The organism is Rhizobium acidisoli (genome assembly GCF_002531755.2).
Lineage (GTDB): Bacteria > Pseudomonadota > Alphaproteobacteria > Rhizobiales > Rhizobiaceae > Rhizobium > Rhizobium acidisoli.
In genome coordinates, this window is record NZ_CP034998.1 from 865312 (window position 1) to 878960 (window position 13649).

Below are 13649 nucleotides of genomic sequence, written 5' to 3' on the forward strand. Positions count from 1 at the left end.
CGGTCGCGATCCGGCCGCCCCGGCTCAATCTTGCCCGGCCGAGCCGGCATTCCATGGGTAAATGCCCTCGTTTTCCACGCCCGGAAAAGTTTTATTTTCAGAAAACCATTGCTTAATTCGGTAAATAACCTACATGGTGCGTATCGAATTGCTTGCGACCTTTGTCCACGCGCTGAAGCGCTCCGTCAGATATCCTCTCAACATCGATACGGCTTGTCGGACATTCTTCCGCAGGCGAACACAACGGTTGAAAAGGAGATCGTTATGAATTCAGGCGTCGTCAAGTGGTTCAATGGCACCAAGGGTTTTGGCTTCATTCAGCCCGATGATGGTTCTACGGATGTTTTTGTCCACATTTCAGCGGTCGAACGCGCCGGCATGCGCGAACTCGTTGAAGGCCAGAAGATCCGCTACGATCTCGTCCGCGACAAGAAGTCGGGCAAGAATTCGGCTGACAACCTTCAGGCCGCATGATTTGTCATTCGCCTATGCTGTCCAGATGCTGGCAGCGCGCTGACCACGGATGTACTGGCAGCGAGCTGACCGACTGGCGGAGAAATGGCTGAGTGACTGGAAGAGGTCGGGTGCCAACCCGGCCTTTTTGCTTTGATCGCCGGTATATAAGAATTGACCGCGACTATTCTGATTGACCGGTGAGCAGCCGAAGAGTTGAAGGGACGCTGAAATGGGCAGACCAAACTATCAAATCGGCGATATGATCGTGCTGAAATCGGGCCTCACCCGTACGGCAAAAGCCGATAAGCGGTGCCGGATCGCCAGCATTCTGCCCAACGACCACGGGCATGTGCAATATCGCGTCCGGTTCGACGCTGAGAATTTCGAGCGGCGCATCACCGAGGCCGACATCGACACCGGGGAATCGCCCTCCAGGATTTCCCCCGAGGCAGCGGCCAAGTCTGATGGCGCCGAGCCTTGGCTGAAGTTTTCGAGCATCCGGACGGGCAAGTAGTCCCGCCGTTTTTACCATCACAGCGCGGCCCGGCCGCCGACAGGAAGGATATCGTTTTGCAGGTTCTCGTCAGGGATAACAACGTCGATCAGGCGCTCCGCGTGCTCAAGAAGAAGATGCAGCGGGAAGGCCTGTTCCGGGAAATGAAGGCGCGCAGCGCTTTCGAAAAGCCGTCCGAGAAGCGCGCCCGCGAAAAGGCCGAAGCCATTCGCCGCCAGCGCAAGCTTGCCCGCAAGAAGCTGCAGCGCGAAGGTCTGCTGCCGGCGCCGAAGAAGGTACTTCGCGCCCGCTAATCCCCGGCCGCGGCATCGCGGCCAACTGCGGACTCGCGGCATCGCGGTCAGCCGTGGCCTCACGGCTCGGCCGCGGAATCACGGCCCTTAGCCATGGCTAAGGCCTCCGGCATCACCTGAGAAAGGGGCACATGACCGCCACCAAGGGAGAATTCTTCAATCCCGCCAAGCTTTCGTCTCGCGACAAGGCGGAAGCGACCGATCACACGGCGCGCGCCATCATCGCGGCCGAGGCATCGGCCCGTGACAAGAAGACGGAAAAGCTGAAGGCCCTGCGTCTGCAGCAGGAGGCCGAGGCAGCACCTGAAGCAGCGCCCGCAAAGAAACGCCGGTCGCCGGCCAAGGCGGCGGTGAAGCGGCCCTGATCCTCAGGCCGACACCGTCTTAGGCTAACCAGGCGCATGTGGTCAGCCGCCGTTCGCGCCGGCCCGGCCGAGATTGCCCCGCAGCCGATGCAGCATGTCGCGCATGTCAGCCATTTCCTTGAGCGTGCAGCCTGCCGCTTGGCCGATCGCCGTCATGATCGTATCGATTTCCCCTTTCATTGCCTCACCTCTAGCGGTCAGCGACACGATCACCTGGCGCTCGTCGCGCAGGTCGCGCAGCCGCTTGATCAGCCCGCTTTGCTCCAGCCGTTTCAACAGCGGCGACAGCGTGCCGGAATCGAGGTCGAGCTGTTCGCCGATCGTCTTCACCGGCAGCTCGCCGCGTTCCCACAGCACCAGCATCACCAGATATTGCGGATAGGTCAGGCCCACCCTGTCGAGGATCGGCTTGTAGGCGCGGGTGAAAGCATGCGCCGTTGCGTAGACCGCGAAGCACAGCTGCTTTTCCAGCCGTTTCTCCTCCTGCGGTATCTCCATCGTTTTTATCGTCTGCGCTCTCATATCCATCATCCTTAAGGCCGTGATTGTCTTCTTTTCCATGTCGAAATGCAATTTGCAAAATTCACTTGCGTACAATTTAATTGTGCGATAGTAAAAATCCAACCCGATCGAAGGGCCAACCAAAGGAGATCGTCATGCCAATTCTCTATACGACCAAAGCCTCTGCCACCGGCGGCCGCGCCGGCCGCGCCGTTTCCGAAAACGGCGTTCTGGACGTGACGCTGACCGTTCCGAAGGAACTCGGCGGCGACGGCGCGACCGGCACCAATCCCGAGCAGCTCTTCGCCGCCGGCTACTCCGCCTGCTTCCTCGGTGCCTTGAAATTTGTCGCGGGCCAGCAGAAGGTCAAGATTCCCGAGGAAACGACGGTCTCCGCCAAGGTCGGCATCGGCCCGCGCGAAGATGGCACCGGCTTCGGCATCGAAGTGGCCCTGACGGTCAACATTCCCGGTCTCGACCGCGAAACCGCCGAAAAGCTCGCCGCCGCAGCCCACATCGTCTGCCCCTACAGCCACGCCATGCGCACTTCGACCGAAGTTCCGGTCACGGTCTCCTGATCCAGACGCTATCGGTGAAAATGCGGGCGACGGCTTCCGACTTCGGTTGGAGGCCGTCGCTTTTCTTGCTGCTGACACGAACGGCGTGCTCGTCACATGGGTCCTCGGGTCAAGCCCGAGGACGACGGAGCAAGGGGCGACCTTTCGCCTCTAGCCAAGCGTACCCTCAATCTCCGTCGTGCTCGGGCTTGACCCGAGCACCCACGCCCGGCCACTGTGGTTGCATGGCGGAACGACGCGATTTCTTGAGAACCCAAGGCGAGCTCCGCCCGCTCTAACCGGCCATCGCCCGCCCGTTGCGACGCGGCCGGCGAGGGGAGGCTTTCACCGTCTCACCCATCATCCCTGATACAGCCTGCAGATCCTGCCTCAGCCGTGCGGGGCCGCCTTCCGGCAGCGCGTCGTCGAGGGCGGCATGCGTGGTTTTCCAGATCGGCAGCGCCTCTGCCAGCGCAGCCTTGCCATCGGGCGTGAGACCAAGCAGCCGGCCACGCCGGTCTTTCGGATTTTCCATCACCGTCACCCAGCCCTTGCGCTGCAGCGGCTTCAGTGCCGCCGTCAGCGTCGTCTGGTCCATGGCAAGCAGCGCGGCGACCGGTCCCATCGGCGGCGGTTCCGGCCGGTTCAGCGACATCATCAGCGAAAACTGCCCGTTGGTCAGCCCGGCCGGCCGCAGCGCATCGTCGAACAGCCGGGCGAGCGCCCGTGCCGCCCGCTGCACATGCAGGCAGAGGCAGGTGTCGCGCACCAAGAGCGTCGTGGAAAAGGGAATCTCGACCGAATTTGACATGCTCTATTTCTATTGATATCAATGTATTTAGTCAAGGAGAAGGAGAGAGCCGGCTCGCCGGCAGCGCCGGAGGAGGGCGCATCCCATGCAGAATGAGGTTGTGTCCCGTGAGCAATGGATCGAAGCCCGCCGTGCCCTGCTGCTGAAGGAAAAGGAGGCGACGAAGCTGCGAGACAGCATCAACGCCGAACGGCTGGCGCTGCCCTGGGTGAAGGTCGACAAGGATTACGTCTTCGACACGCCCGAGGGAAAGAAATCGCTCGCCGATCTCTTTGACGGCCGCAGCCAGCTTTTGATCTATCATTTCATGCTCGGCCCGGATTGGGATGCCGGCTGCCCCGGCTGCTCCTTCCTGTCCGATCACGTCGACGGCGCCCTGCCGCATCTCAACCATCACGACGTCACCTGGGTCGCCGTCTCACGCGCGCCGCTCGACAAGATCGCCGCCTACAAAAGCCGCATGGGCTGGAAATTTCCCTGGGTCTCCTCCTTCGGCAGCGACTTCAATTTCGATTATCATGTCTCTTTCAGCCCCGAGGATCTTGCCAAAGACAAGGTCTTTTACAATTTCACTCCCATGCAGCCGGCTGACGCCAATGACGAACTGCCGGGTCTGAGCGCTTTCTACCGCAACGACAAGGGCGAGGTTTTCCATACCTATTCGAGCTACGCCCGCGGGCCGGAGGAACTGATCGGCACCCTGATGATCCTCGACCGCGCCCCGAAAGGCCGCAACGAGGACAGCACGATGAATTTCGTGCGCCGTCATGACGAATATGAGGAGGTCCCCAAGGCGCCATCCTGCTGTCACTGAGCCAAAGCATGATGCCGGAAACTGTCAGCGGTATTCGGCATCATGCCCTGGCTGGCCAGCGCAAATTCGAGCAGACGTCACCAGGCGACTTCCTGGGAATTGCGCTGACAAAGCCATTGGCCGACATCACAAGGGAGAAGGATGATGAAGACCGCAGAAGTGCTGAAGGAACATTCCTTCCTGGAAAGACTGGTGGGCGACTGGACCGTCACCGCACCGGAAATGTCCGGCGGCGAGCCCTGGACGGAGACCGTCCGCTCGCTGCACGGCATCTGGTTCGTCGCCGAGGGCACCGGCCGCATGCCCGATGGCAAACAGGCCACCAGCATCCTGACGCTCGGCTATAACGCCGCAAAGGCCAAGTATGTCGGCAGCTGGATCGGCAGCATGATGGACTTCATGTGGGTCTACGAGGGCGAGCTCGACGCTTCGGGCAATGTGCTGGACCTCTATACGACGGGGCCCGATTTCAACGGCGAGGGGCTTGCCGATTACCGCGAGCAGATCACCTTCGTCGACGCCGATCACCGCACCTTCATCTCCAGCGCCAGGCAGCCCGACGGCGCCTGGAAACAGTTCATGGAAGCGCATTACGCCCGGCAGATCTGACAATCACGGCGCTCGAACCTTGAAAAGGGGCGCCTCTAAAGGGAGAGTACGATGTCTGAGACGCATGGAAAGTTCATCTGGTGCGAGTTGATGACGACATAACCCGTCCAGTTCGGCGGAATGCCCTTCCCCTCGAGTTCGGCCGGAAATTCCATCAGGCCGGCGACGCCGATGCCGTTCGCCTCGAAGATCGTATAGGTCGGCATGCCCTCCACTTTCACGCCCGACACGTGCCAGCCGATATTGCCAGGGGCATCGGGTGCCAGTTCCGGCCAGGTTTTGTCCATCGGCGCCGGCGTCATGATGCAGAGCACTGCGCCATGCGGATCGGCGACGACGGCGAAGCGGCCGATACCGGGAATATCGTCCGGCGGACGGCGGACCGATCCGCCATTGGCAACGAAATCCTTGGCCGACTGATCGACGTCGTCGACATCGACAGTCGCCATAGCCGAGAACGACCGACGGCGTCGCCTTGAGGCCATCCTGTCCCGCCTCCGATCTTTCGATTGCCTGCTTCAGCTTCAAGACCAGTCGCGATTTGCCGGCGCCGTTGAGGCCGAGAAGCACGATCCGGTCACCCTGGCAGATGAACTGGCGGCCGGTCTTGAATAGCAGCGTGCCATCCGGCGTCGTCACCGCCGCATCCTCCAGCGTCACCAGCACCTTGGCATGGGTGCCGCGGTTGGAGAGCCGGATGAAGCCGGCCGAGCGTTCGAGATGCGCCGGTTTTGCCGCATCCTCGAGCTTCTCCGCCCGCTGCTTCAACTGCTTCGTCTTGACGACGAGCAGATCGCTGCCGGAATTGATGCCGATATTGTTGAGCTTGGCCGCCTGCTTGCGCAACTGCTCCGCCACCTTGATGTCGCGCTCGTAGCGCCGGGCTTCCGAGGCGTCGGCCTCATCGAGCGCGGCGCGCGCCCGGGTATAGGGCAGGGCGAAGACCGGCGATTGCTCCGGCCGCAGGAACAGTGTCCGGTTGGTCGTCGCATCGAGAAAGGCGCGGTCATGGCTGGAGAGGATGACCGGTACGTCGCGCGGCAGCGCGTTCAGCCAACCCTCCAACTGGGCGATCTTTTCGAGGTCGAGATGGTTGGTCGGCTCGTCGAGCAGCAGCACGTCGGGTTCGCTGACCCAGGTGCGGGCAAGCATGGCGAGCCGCTGCCATCCGCCGCTCAATTGCTTCAGCGGCCGGGAGCGCATGACCTCCGGCACCTCGAGCGATTCCAGCACCACGTCGACGCGCCAGCTCTCGCTGTCGGCCTGATCGGCCGGCAGCGCCTGCAGCACCGCATCGTAGAACGGCGTGTCGAACAGTGCCGCCGGCACGTTCTGCGCGACATGGCCGACGGTCAGCCCGCGCGCCTTGGTGATCTCGCCCGCGCTCGGCTCCAGCGCGCCGGTGATGCAGGCAAGCAGCGTCGACTTTCCCCGCCCGTTGGCGGCGACGAGGCCGATGCGGTCGCCTGAATTGACGACGAGATTGAGTTTCGTAAACAGCGGATTGCCCAGCGTCACGCCGAGATTGCGGATATTGATGAGGGTCATGATTATTCTCTGGTCTTGACCGGGGGGCGCGATCCGGGGCGTTCAGCCATCACGGAATTGCGGGTAATTGGCCCGGGAAATTACAGGAATGCGCGCTCGAACCTTAGGATACGGCGCCGCATTGGCCACGAAGGGCAGACCACGAGGAGATGTCGGGAAACGGTCTCTGGTCAGCCCTGCAAACGCATTTGCAGGGCGTTGACGGGACCACGCTGGCGATGATGCCGGAAATAATATTGCATTACGTGATCCTCCTTTCTCGAAAGGGTTGCAGGACTGAAATACCATTGCCTGGACTAGGAGGCAAGGGAGGCGCCGTTCCCCGGCGCCCAAGAGAGCCTCATCCTGAGGTGCCCCGCAGGGGCCTCGAAGGACGAGGCGGGTGCACTGGTGGTTGGACGCAAGGAGCAGCGCTGGAGCGTGTCCTTCGAGGCTCCGGCCTTTGGCCTACGCGCCTCAGGATGAGGGAGGTTGGAGGGTGCCGCGGCCTTTCTCCGACCTCATCCTGAGGTGCCCCGAAGGGGCCTCGAAGGACGAGGTCGGCCACCGGCGTTGATGGGCGCAAGACGCGGTGCTGGACGCGTCCCTCGAGGCTCCGCCCTATGGGCTGCGTGCCTCAATGAGTGCCGCCTAACCCGCCGGATCACCGCCAGCCAATTCCAGCCGCCGCGTGATCCCGATGCTTTCCAGAAACGTCTCGTCATGGCTGACGACGATGAGCGCCCCGTCATAGGCGCTGAGGCCCGCCTCGACCGCGGATATCGAGTCGATGTCGAGGTGGTTGGTCGGCTCGTCGAGGATCAGCAGCGGCGGTGGTGTGGCGCCGAGAACGCAGGCGAGGCCGGCGCGCAGCAATTGCCCGCCGCTGAGCGTCGAGACCGCCTGCAGCGCCGCATCCGCCCGGAACATGAAGCGGGCAAGGGCGGCCCGGCAGGTGTTCTCATCGGAAAGCGGATTGATCCGGCGAAAATTGTCGCGGATCGAGGCCGACGGATCGAGAAGGCTGACCTTCTGATCGAGCATCGCAAAGTCGGTCATCACGGCGATCGTGCCGGCCCAGGGTTTGAGTTCGCCGGTGATGAGCGAAAGCAGTGTCGTCTTGCCCGAGCCGTTGCGGCCGGTGACGGCAATGCGTTCCGGCCCCGTCACGTCGAAGGAGAGATCGCCGATGACGGGGTCACCCGGCAGATAGCCCGATGTCATACGATCCACCCTCAGCACGATCTTGCCGGCCGCTAATCCGGTCGGCGGCAAGGTCACCGACAAGGGCTGCAGGATCTCGATTTTTTCGCGCGCGGCCTTCGCCTCGTCCAGCGCCTGGGTGCGCCGGCGTTCGGCAAGGCGGGCATTGTCGCCGCCGGTCGTTTCGCTGCGCTCCTTCATGCCGCCGAGCATGATGCGCGGGATGCCGCCCTTGGCGGCCATCTTCCGCCCCGTGCTGTCCCTGTGCGCCTGACGTTCCACCGTCGCCTGCGCCTTCCGCGCGACCTCGGCCATGCGCTTTTCGGCATCGGCAAGATCGTGCTCTGCCGCCGCAAGCTCCAGCGCCTTGCGCTGGCGATAATGGCTCCAATTGCCGCCGTAGCGCGTCGCGCCGAGCGATGTCAGTTCGACGATCGCATCCATGCTTTCGAGCAATTCCCGGTCATGGCTGACGATGATCGCCCCGGCCCGCCAGCCCGATAGCAGCGCGATCACAGCCTCGCGGCCGTCGCGGTCGAGATTGTTGGTGGGTTCGTCGAGCAGCAGAAAATCCGGTTCGTTGAAAACAAGGGCGGCAAGCCCGGCCCGGGTGCGCTGCCCGCCGGAAAGTTCGGCGAGCGGCGTTTCCGGCTGTGCGTCGAGCCCTGTTCGATTGAGCGCAGCTGCGATGCGCGCTTCCAGCGTCCAGTCGGCCGAGGCGAGCTCGTCGGCCGTTGCTTCGCCGGTTTCGGCGCGGTGGAGAACCGCAAGCGCCCCGGCGACGCCGAAGAGATCGGCAATGGTTTCGTGAGATGCCACCTGCACGTTCTGACGCAGGATGCCGAGGCTGCCGCCGACCGATACCGTTCCCGACCGCGGCCTGGCGTCACCTAAGACGAGCTTCAGCAGCGTCGTCTTGCCGACGCCGTTGCGCCCGACCAGACCGATACGCTCCGCCCCGAAACTTAAATCGAGACCGGAAAAAAGCGGCCGCCCGTCAGGCGTGGCCCATGAAATTTTGGAGAGAGTGATGGATGCAGGCATGGATATGGATTTCCCCGTTGGCAAGGCGAACTGGCATTGCGATCGGGTTGAAATCCATTGCGGCACACATCCTGTTGAAATGGTCGATGGCAGGTAATTTAGGGGATGAAGGCTTGCGGTTCAAGGCGGGGAACGATCTTGCCTCCTTCTAGAGGAAGAGCAAGCTGCCGCTCACCCTAATCCTCTCCCCGTATAAAACGGGGCGAGGGGACGTGCCCTGCTGGAGGCAAGGGGGACGGAGAGGTCGCGGCACATCCCCTTCTCCCCGCATGCGGGGAGAATGTGCCGGCAGGCGGATGAGGGGCGTGCCCCTAGAAACGCCTACCGCTTCAAGCTCCCCAAGATCCCGCGCACAAGCGCCCGGCCGACCTGGGTTGCCACCGTGCGGGCGACGCTCTTCATCGCCGCTTCCACCACCGTTTCGCGCTGGTAGCCGGAAGACCGGCCGCGTGATTGGCCGCGGCCCTGCTGGTTGTCGTCATTGCTGCCGCCGAAGCCCGGCAGGCTCCAGCCGGAGGTGGTGCTGCCCGGCTGCTGTTCTGCGGCTTCGTCCTGCGCCCGTTTGGCGGCATCGGCGTCGGCTGCCTTCTTGGCGCGGGCCGCCAATATCTCGAAGGCGGATTCGCGGTCGATGTCCTCGTCATAGACGCCGAGAACCGGGCTTCTGTCCATGATCTGCTGGCGCTCGCTATCGGTCAGCGGGCCGACGCGGCCGGAGGGCGGGCGGATCAGCGTGCGCTCGACGATCGACGGCGCGCCCTTGGCTTCGAGCGTCGAGACCAGCGCCTCGCCGGTGCCGAGATTGGTGATGACGGTGGCGCAATCGAAGGCCGGGTTGGGGCGGAAGGTATCGGCCGCCGTCCGCACCGCCTTCTGCTCGCGCGGCGAATAGGCGCGCAGCGCATGCTGGGCGCGGTTGCCGAGTTGGGCGAGCACCGTTTCCGGCACGTCGAGCGGGTTCTGCGTCACGAAATAGACGCCGACTCCCTTGGAGCGGATCAGCCGCACCACCTGCTCGACGCGTTCGGTCAGCACCTTCGGCGCGTCGTTGAAGAGCAGATGCGCCTCGTCGAAGAAGAAGACCAGCTTCGGCTTGTCGGGGTCGCCGACTTCGGGCAGTTCCTCGAACAGCTCCGAGAGCAGCCAGAGCAGGAAGGTGGCGTAGAGCCGCGGGTTCATCATCAGCTTGTCGGCGGCCAGCACCGAGATCTGGCCGTAGCCGTTGTTGCTGGTGCGCATGATGTCGGAAATCTTCAGCGCCGGTTCGCCGAAGAAGTGCTCGGCGCCCTGCTGTTCGAGAACCAGCAGCGCCCTCTGGATCGAGCCGACCGAGGCTTTGGAGATCAGCCCGTACTGATTGGAAAGCTCGCTGGCGTTCTCGCCCATATAATTCAGCAGCGAGGTGAAATCCTTGAGGTCGAGCAGCGGCAGCCCGGCCTGGTCGGCGATCTTGAAGGCGATGTTGATGACGCCCTCCTGCGGTTCGGAGGCATCCATCAGCCGGGCGAGCAGCAGCGGCCCCATCTCGGCGACGGTGGTGCGCACCCGGTGGCCCTTCTCGCCGAACAGATCCCAGAAAATCACCGGAAACTGATCGAATTCATAGTCGGTGAAGCCGATCTGTTCGGCCCGCTTGGTGAGGAAATCCTTGGCCTCGCCCTTGGCGGCGATGCCGGAAAGATCGCCCTTGATGTCGGCGGCAAAAACCGGGACGCCGGCGCGGGAGAAGCCCTCGGCCAGCACCTGCAGCGTCACCGTCTTGCCGGTGCCGGTGGCGCCGGTGACGAGGCCGTGGCGGTTGCCGAATTTCAGATCGAGATATTCAGGCTTGTTGATGCTGTCGTCGGGATTGCGGCTCGCGCCGATGAAAATCTTGCCATCCTCGATCATCCGCAATTCTCCCTTCGGCGCTGCCGCTCTTTGTCGGAAGACGGGCTTGCGCCGCCTTCATCGAACCATCGTTTCTCTGTTATAAGCAGGCAGGCGGATGCGGACAACTGTTTGCATCGAAAGCAAAACCGGACATTGAGTTGCGCTCGAATCTCGATTAACGCTGACGTTAACGTCAAAAAAACAGGAGGCTGACGATGAATGAAATTGTGACCCAGATCGCCGATCGTGTGGGTATCGCGCCTGATGTCGCCGAAAAGGCGCTCGGCATGATGCTCGGCTTCCTGCAGCGCGAGGCGGCCGACGGTCCGGTCGCCCGGATGATCGAGGCGATCCCCGGCGGTGCCGATCTCGTCGCCCAGTTCAACGGCGCAAGCGCCGGCGGCGGCGGTCTGCTCGGCGGGCTGATGAACTCGCTCGGCGGCGGCGGCATCATGGGCCTCGGCCAGCAGCTGATGGGCGAGGGCCTCGGCATGGGTGAGATTACCTCGCTCGCCAAGGAAACCATCGCCATCGCCAAGCAATATGCCGGCGAAGAGGTTGTCGACGAAGTCGTGGCTTCCGTCCCCGGCCTCAGCCAGTTCGTCTAAAACGACAGCCGAACAGAAGGAGCCCTGCGGCGTCGCTGCGGGGCTTTCATTTAATCCTGGAAGCATCGAGGCAAAGATTCACCTCGATTTGATGAAGTCGCCGATCTGCCGCACGGCGAGCATACGCCTATCTGGCTTTCATCGCGTCCTTCCGGCGCTTGGTTTCAAAGCGGACGCGCACGGTTTCGGCCGGAATTCCAAGCCCGGGCGTGTTCATCAGTTAATCATAGCGCGCCGAGATTTCCTGATTGAGCCAGCGCTCGCGGGCTGCCTTCTGCTGCCTCCGGGCGAACTCCTCGGGGTGCTTTCCGAGCGCGACGTTGGGCATGCGGCGTTCCTTTCGTTATCATCAGTATGGGCAGCTACTGCAGAAATTCAATCGACGAATTGCATTCGAACTTGGCCGCCGCCACCATCGGAAATGGTGTCACTGCGATGCTCCATGCCCCTCGCCAAACTTTGATCATCTGCGCCCGTTCCATAGGGAACAAGCAGGCCGGATTGCTGTTTCTATCAGCATCGCTGAAACCAGAAGGAATAGCATCATGCGCAGGTTTATTGCAGCAGCCTCGATCGCTCTCCTCAGCCTCTCCACCCCGGTTCTCGCCCAATCGAATATGGGCATGGATGCCAGCAGCCGGTTCGACGGCACGCCGCCGCTCGGCACGTCGCCGGGCAACGAGCCTGAAAGCGGGCTGGTCATCCCACTCGACTCGATCGAAACCGGCAGCGTCGACAACGGCGTCCCGAGCGGCCGCGTCGATTGGGCGCGCTGCCCGCCGCGCAAGGCCCGCGGCGCGCTTGCCACCGAAGGCGGCAATAGCGGCGCTTCCGTCAGCCCGGCATGCCGTGATCGCGGAAACTGACAGGACGAGGGAAGGGCGCTATTTGCCGTCCTTCTTGTCCTGCTGCAGGATCACGCCGAGTTCATGCCAGCGCCGCCCGTCGCGCTCGATGAGTTGGTCGGCTGAGGCCGGTCCCATGCTCCCTGGCGCGTAAGCGTCGGGCACGCTCTCGTCCTTGCCCCAGATATCCAGGAAGGGCTGCACCGCCGCCCAGCCGGCCTCGATGCCGTCGGCGCGCTGGAACAGCGTCTGGTCGCCGATAAAGAGATCGTAGAGCAGCGATTCATAACCGGTGGTCTTGCCGATATCGAACTTATCGGCATAGCGGAAGTCGAGGGAGACCGGCGTGGTATCGACCGAAAGCCCTGGCGACTTGATCGAGATTTCCATGCTCATGCCCTCGTCCGGCTGCACCTGGATCACCAGCCGGTTCGGCGGCAGGCGGCGATTGACCTCGGTCTCGCGGAACTGCGCGAAGGGAACCGGCTGGAAGGTGATGACGATCTCAGTGTCGCGTGCCGTCAGCGCCTTGCCGGTTCTGAGGTAGAAGGGCACGCCCGCCCAGCGCCAGGTATCGGCATAGAGCTTCAGCGCCACATAGGTCTCGGTCCGGCTGTCGGGCGAAACGTCCTTGCTGTCGCGGTAGGCCGGAAGATCGGCACCGTTGAGCGGCCCGGCCGTATAGGCGCCGCGCACGCCATGCGTCTTCGCCTCCTCGGGCGTATAGATGCGCAGCGCTTTCAGCACCTTGCTCTTCTCGTTGCGGATCGCCTCGGCATCGAAGCTGTTCGGCGGCTCCATGGCGATCATCGCCAAGAGCTGGAAGAGATGGTTCGGCACCATGTCGCGCAGCGCGCCTGTCGCATCGTAGAACTTGCCGCGGCTGCCGACATCGACGATCTCGGCGGCGGTGATCTGCACATGGTCGATATAGCGGCTGTTCCACAAAGACTCGATGATCATATTGGCAAAACGCGCCGTCATCAGGTTCTGCACCGTCTCCTTGCCGAGGAAATGGTCGAGCCGATAGACTTGGCTTTCTGCGATCTGCGCGAGGATCTGCGCATTCAGCGCTCGCGCCGAGGCGAGGTCGGTGCCGAACGGCTTTTCGATGGCGACGCGGCGGAAGGTGCCGTCCTTCTCGTCGGTCAGTCCATGGGCGGCGAGTTTCTCGACGATAGAGCCGAAGAAGGACGGCGGCACCGCCAGATAGAAAGCGGCATTGGCATCCGGTCCCAGCCGCTTGCCGATTTCGAGGAAAATATCGTCCTTGGTGAAATCTCCCGCCATATAGGAAATGCGCCGGCGCAGGCTTTCCCAGGCCTCGTCCTTTAGCGCCTGTTCATCACCGCCCAGATGGTTGAGGAATTCGTCGAGCCGCTTGCGCAGGAATTCGTCGTCGCCCGGTTCGATGCCGATACCGAGAATGTGGAGATCCTCGCCGACGAGGCGGCCGCGCGTCAGGTTGATGATCGCCGGCACCAGCAGCCGGCGCGTCAGGTCTCCCGTCGCGCCGAAAATGACGAGGGTGACCGGCGGGGTAGGGGCAGCGTCCATGTGTCATCTCCTGAGATTTTCCGGCCGACTATAATGCGCATCGATTTCGCCGCAACATATGCGGGCGGGGGAT

Annotated in this window: 14 protein-coding genes and 2 pseudogenes; 9 read left to right on the plus strand and 7 right to left on the minus strand. The window is 62.7% G+C overall.

Going from position 1 to position 13649, the window contains the following annotated elements; all coding sequences use genetic code 11:
* The first annotated feature begins 264 nt into the window (after positions 1 to 264).
* From CO657_RS04340 to CO657_RS04355, 4 genes are all read left to right on the plus strand, one after another.
* Positions 265 to 474, plus strand: coding sequence for a cold-shock protein (locus CO657_RS04340; protein WP_003546468.1), 210 nt, complete (start codon positions 265 to 267; stop codon positions 472 to 474).
* A gap of 211 nt (positions 475 to 685) precedes the next feature.
* On the plus strand, positions 686 to 970 hold the full coding sequence (locus CO657_RS04345) for a hypothetical protein (protein WP_003587843.1): 285 nt from the start codon (positions 686 to 688) through the stop codon (positions 968 to 970).
* A gap of 56 nt (positions 971 to 1026) precedes the next feature.
* Positions 1027 to 1263: a 30S ribosomal protein S21 gene (gene rpsU / locus CO657_RS04350; protein ID WP_003569533.1), complete on the plus strand. Its 237-nt coding sequence runs from the start codon at positions 1027 to 1029 to the stop codon at positions 1261 to 1263.
* Between the two features lie 131 nt (positions 1264 to 1394).
* Positions 1395 to 1628 (plus strand): hypothetical protein, encoded by a 234-nt coding sequence (locus CO657_RS04355; RefSeq protein WP_003580252.1) that lies wholly within the window; start codon positions 1395 to 1397, stop codon positions 1626 to 1628.
* A gap of 42 nt (positions 1629 to 1670) precedes the next feature.
* Here CO657_RS04355 and CO657_RS04360 read toward each other — a convergent pair whose 3' ends face one another.
* Positions 1671 to 2159 carry a MarR family winged helix-turn-helix transcriptional regulator gene (locus CO657_RS04360; RefSeq protein ID WP_054181645.1) on the minus strand — a complete coding sequence of 163 codons (489 nt, stop codon included), beginning with the start codon at positions 2157 to 2159 and terminating at the stop codon, positions 1671 to 1673.
* A gap of 125 nt (positions 2160 to 2284) precedes the next feature.
* Between CO657_RS04360 and CO657_RS04365 the strand changes: the two genes are divergently transcribed.
* A complete protein-coding gene (locus CO657_RS04365) occupies positions 2285 to 2707 on the plus strand; it encodes an organic hydroperoxide resistance protein (RefSeq protein WP_012556982.1) in 423 nt (140 codons plus the stop codon).
* Between the two features lie 274 nt (positions 2708 to 2981).
* Here the strand turns inward: CO657_RS04365 and CO657_RS04370 are convergent, their stop codons facing one another.
* Positions 2982 to 3497 carry a MarR family winged helix-turn-helix transcriptional regulator gene (locus CO657_RS04370; protein ID WP_054181646.1) on the minus strand — a complete coding sequence of 172 codons (516 nt, stop codon included), beginning with the start codon at positions 3495 to 3497 and terminating at the stop codon, positions 2982 to 2984.
* Positions 3498 to 3582: 85 nt separating this feature from the next.
* On the opposite strand from CO657_RS04370, the gene CO657_RS04375 reads away from it, so the two are divergent.
* Entirely contained in the window at positions 3583 to 4311 is a 729-nt protein-coding gene (locus CO657_RS04375; protein WP_012556984.1) for a DUF899 domain-containing protein, read from the plus strand.
* A 141-nt stretch (positions 4312 to 4452) separates the two neighbouring features.
* Positions 4453 to 4920, plus strand: coding sequence for a DUF1579 domain-containing protein (locus tag CO657_RS04380; protein ID WP_041671343.1), 468 nt, complete (start codon positions 4453 to 4455; stop codon positions 4918 to 4920).
* A 233-nt stretch (positions 4921 to 5153) separates the two neighbouring features.
* On the opposite strand, the pseudogene CO657_RS38035 reads toward CO657_RS04380, so the two are convergent.
* The 4 genes and pseudogenes from CO657_RS38035 to CO657_RS04405 form a co-directional block, all read right to left on the minus strand.
* A pseudogene (locus tag CO657_RS38035) lies at positions 5154 to 5360 on the minus strand (VOC family protein); the annotation flags it as partial.
* Position 5361: 1 nt separating this feature from the next.
* Positions 5362 to 6468 (minus strand): annotated as a pseudogene (locus CO657_RS04390) (ATP-binding cassette domain-containing protein); the annotation flags it as partial.
* A 630-nt stretch (positions 6469 to 7098) separates the two neighbouring features.
* On the minus strand, positions 7099 to 8694 hold the full coding sequence (locus tag CO657_RS04400) for an ABC-F family ATP-binding cassette domain-containing protein (protein ID WP_054181647.1): 1596 nt from the start codon (positions 8692 to 8694) through the stop codon (positions 7099 to 7101).
* Positions 8695 to 9015: 321 nt separating this feature from the next.
* Positions 9016 to 10584 (minus strand): helicase HerA-like C-terminal domain-containing protein, encoded by a 1569-nt coding sequence (locus tag CO657_RS04405; RefSeq protein ID WP_054181648.1) that lies wholly within the window; start codon positions 10582 to 10584, stop codon positions 9016 to 9018.
* A 197-nt stretch (positions 10585 to 10781) separates the two neighbouring features.
* On the opposite strand from CO657_RS04405, the gene CO657_RS04410 reads away from it, so the two are divergent.
* Both CO657_RS04410 and CO657_RS04420 read left to right on the plus strand, forming a co-directional pair.
* A complete protein-coding gene (locus CO657_RS04410; protein WP_054181649.1) occupies positions 10782 to 11174 on the plus strand; it encodes a hypothetical protein in 393 nt (130 codons plus the stop codon).
* A gap of 545 nt (positions 11175 to 11719) precedes the next feature.
* The gene (locus CO657_RS04420) at positions 11720 to 12040 is read left to right on the plus strand and encodes a hypothetical protein (protein WP_054181650.1); all 321 of its coding nucleotides are present in this window, start codon (positions 11720 to 11722) and stop codon (positions 12038 to 12040) included.
* An 18-nt stretch (positions 12041 to 12058) separates the two neighbouring features.
* On the opposite strand, the gene zwf is transcribed toward CO657_RS04420, so the two are convergent.
* The gene (gene zwf, locus CO657_RS04425; protein ID WP_054181651.1) at positions 12059 to 13576 is read right to left on the minus strand and encodes a glucose-6-phosphate dehydrogenase; all 1518 of its coding nucleotides are present in this window, start codon (positions 13574 to 13576) and stop codon (positions 12059 to 12061) included.
* Between the last annotated feature and the right edge of the window lie 73 nt (positions 13577 to 13649).